This window comes from Fusibacter sp., assembly GCF_057447755.1.
The window spans coordinates 1-3319 of the sequence record NZ_JBVBZF010000370.1 but is presented as its reverse complement, the minus strand read 5'-3'; the positions used below and the strand labels follow the sequence as shown (position 1 = coordinate 3319).

3 protein-coding genes are annotated in these 3319 nt (G+C 35.9%); all 3 read left to right on the top strand.

Features of this window, described 5'->3' with window-relative positions; translation table 11 throughout:
* Positions 1–400: 400 nt before the first annotated feature.
* Positions 401–874: a helix-turn-helix domain-containing protein gene (locus AC220I_RS20315; protein ID WP_486725692.1), complete on the top strand. Its 474-nt coding sequence runs from the start codon at positions 401–403 to the stop codon at positions 872–874.
* A 93-nt stretch (positions 875–967) separates the two neighbouring features.
* Positions 968–2059, top strand: a complete 1092-nt coding sequence (locus tag AC220I_RS20310; RefSeq protein WP_486725691.1) for a YcjF family protein — start codon at positions 968–970, stop codon at positions 2057–2059.
* A 12-nt stretch (positions 2060–2071) separates the two neighbouring features.
* Positions 2072–3319 (top strand): hypothetical protein (locus AC220I_RS20305; protein WP_486725690.1); only part of this gene is annotated, 1248 nt, incomplete at its 3' end.

Below are 3319 nucleotides of genomic sequence, written 5' to 3'. Positions count from 1 at the left end.
GATGCCTTTGGTGCCACAGAAACATACACCTGTCTTGGATTAGCAAGCTACGTTAAGCATGAAGGCTCATCGCCCATAAGCATCAGCTATAGGCTTGATGAAAAAATGCCTATGCAGGTACTGAGACGGTCTAATCAGATGGTGCAGATTGTCTAATAAAGAGAATTAACCAAGTAAACTGCTTTTAGGATTGCCATACAGGCATGATAAAAGCAGTTTTCTTTTGCAACACTAATAAAATCTTTAGTTTTAGTCTGTTATCTTATTTCAAATATCTTTTGGCAATCAAAATATATGTAACGTTAATACTACTATTTACGACTTGATGCAACTAATTTCTTGATATACACGATGAATCGTGGTATATTTAAAGAAATAAATTATGCTTGGATGTGATGATATGAATTATTTCACAGTTAAAGAAATCGCAGAACTCTTATCAGTAAGCGAGGAAACTGTAAGAAGATGGATTAGAGAGGGTAAGCTCGATGCTGAGAGAGGTGCAGGACGTCAAGGAAGCAAGGTTGATGAAAAAGCCTTAAAGGACTTTTTAGAAAAAAATAAAATGTTCTTAACAGGTGTTGCCGCAACTACTCTAGGAATTGCATCAGTGGTACCTGTTGTGGGAAATGCAATTGGTTCAATCGCTGGGTCTTTTACTACAGCCTTGTTAGGGATGTCTTGGCTAACCTCTTCAAAGCTTTCAAAAAAGAATTCAGTAGCTTTTAGAGAAGAGTTAGAATCGAAGAAACTGGAACTCGAGGGGATTATAATGCAACTAAAGTATGAAATTTCAGCACGTGAAAATGAGCTTAACTTAGCAGAAAATCAATTAGAGAAGTTAAATGAAATTCTTAAATCGGAAACGAAGTGAATGGCAACGTTTTATAGAGCACATCAATATTTATTTTTTGAAATCAGCAAGCCTTGATATGACAACAAACCTTATTTTTAGGAGGAATCAGATATGAAGATGACTGAGGAAATGCAGAAAATGGTTGAAGTACTGGAGAAACATGATACGGCACTAAGACGTGATAATAGTCTTTGTAAACACTATTTTGCACCTAATCTACCAGAAAATGTAATGAAAAAATTAATAAAATATTTTGATAGCCATTTGCCAATAAACAGTGTAATAGGTTTCTATGATTCAACACTTTTTGGGTCATCAAAGACCGGAATCCTTTTTACAAATGATGGCTTTTATTATAGATATATTGGAAAAGCAGTTTATTTTGCATATAAAGATATTCTTGGAATGAGAGTAGCTGATGGAAATTTGTACATAGATGTGAATAATACTGATATAGGAGAATTCACATTAATAGATGTCTTTGATATGAAAATCTTAAAATGTATTTTGATTGATTTAATATACATTGATGAAGAGCATGGTCAATCAAGCTTTAAATCATCAGGAAAAGTAAAGAAATTAGATATTCCGAAAGAGATGTTAAACAAGTGCAATGGCATTATTCATGGTGCTTCAGCAGCTTGTGGCGGTGTAGGAGCAGGCTTGGCTCAAATCCCTGCATCTGATAATGCAGTTATAGTGCCAATTCAAATTGGGATGATTATTGGGTTAGGTTCAGTTTTTGATTTGAACATTACTGAGGCAGGTGCTAAGAGCATTATTGCTTCTGCAGGGGCTTCAGTAGCTGGAAGAACGGTATCACAATTCCTAGTAGGTTGGATTCCAGGTCTAGGCAATGTGATTAATACTGCAACAGCGGCTGGTTTAACAGAAGCAATAGGGTGGATCGCTGTAAAAAACTTCTATGAAAGATGGATACAAGATAAGAATAAAGGGCGATTTGAAGGTATGAAGGCTGGATACACTGAGGCGTCTAATGAATATGAGCGAAAACTAAAAAAACAAGCTGAGGCCTTTATAAACCAACAGAAAGACTATGAAAAAGAGCGCGATGAATATGAAAAGTTAATGTGTGATTATGAAAATTATATCAGAGAGTTGGAAGAAAAATGTGCAGATTTGGAGCAAGTATTAGGATTAAAAGCATTATATGCTGATTTGAAGAATATGAAATCTGTGTAAGGGGGAAGAACAATGACATTAGAAGAGTTACAAGCGAAAAGAGCAAGACTGAAAAAGAATTCTGATATAACCCTAGATAATATGCAAGTTATTGTAGATGAATCGAGCCGAGTAGCAGAGGTGGCGCATAATTCAAGTAGAATATTAGATGATTTGGATAAGGAATTTGAATTACAGACAGGATTAAGTGGAAATGATCTAATATTCTTATTCGTAGCAGTTGGTTTACAAATGGCACGGATCGTAATTCTCAATGAACTGACAAAGACAGAGACTGCAGGCTCTGGCAATCGAAACGAAACTAAACTTCATGAATTTCAAGAAAAACTATTGGGGAAATTTAAATCGGGGGAAGCAGTAAAAGAAAGACCCTATTATGCATCTCTTGAACATGTCATAACAAAGATGGGTGTACCCTATGATGCTACAGCACCGTTAACGGAAGAATCTCTCCAAAAAATGATTGGAAAAAATCGACTCTGGGATTTTGATTTAAGCTCAATGATACCAGAGGAAAAATTATCCTTATTCAAGGGTGCAAATCATCGCTTTGCTACACTAGGACATGATCCAATTCTAGGTTTGCTGTTTGGAACTGGCAATATAATGACCAACACTATAACCTGCGTAAAAACGCTTGGTGCACTTGGAATCCCTGTGTTGACAACAAATCATGTAGTTTATTCATCGGATTTTAAAGATCCTCGAATTGCTACATATGGTTCTACATCAGTGATGCTACAACAAGCGATAGAGAGAACGAGCAAAGAGCCTTCTGTATTTGTTGCAGCATTGATAAAGCAACTTATTCATATTGGTACTGATTTGTATACCCCTTGTGGCATTCAAATACCAGGCGCAAACTTGATCCTTTCTAATACCGATGTTGAAAAATTGACGAGCTTTATTAGTACGGGAGACCTGATAAAAGTTGGAACCTCTGCCAAATTGGCAGAGTTGATAAATTTACTTATTAGTACTTTGCATACACTTATGTATGACGCATCACAGCTTGTTTCGAGAGAACTCTACAATATCAGAACAAGAAAAATTGTAATGTATTCAAATGTAATTGCTACAGGTAGCAATGTATTATGGGTAGGCGGGAATATGCTGGCAGGTAATGAAGGTGCAATTAAACAGCTTGATATTGGAGGCCTTATCGTTACGGTAAAGAGACTTATGAGTGACCCAAAATATATTCGCCAAATTAAAGAGGAATTTGTTTTTGGTGGATTTAATAAAATGATTCAAGGCAAT

Excerpts from the sequence above, each read along its gene's own strand:
- AC220I_RS20310 (WP_486725691.1), top strand. The coding sequence starts at position 968 with ATGAAGATGACTGAGGAAATGCAGAAAATGGTTGAAGTACTGGAGAAA.
- AC220I_RS20315 (WP_486725692.1), top strand. The coding sequence starts at position 401 with ATGAATTATTTCACAGTTAAAGAAATCGCAGAACTCTTATCAGTAAGC.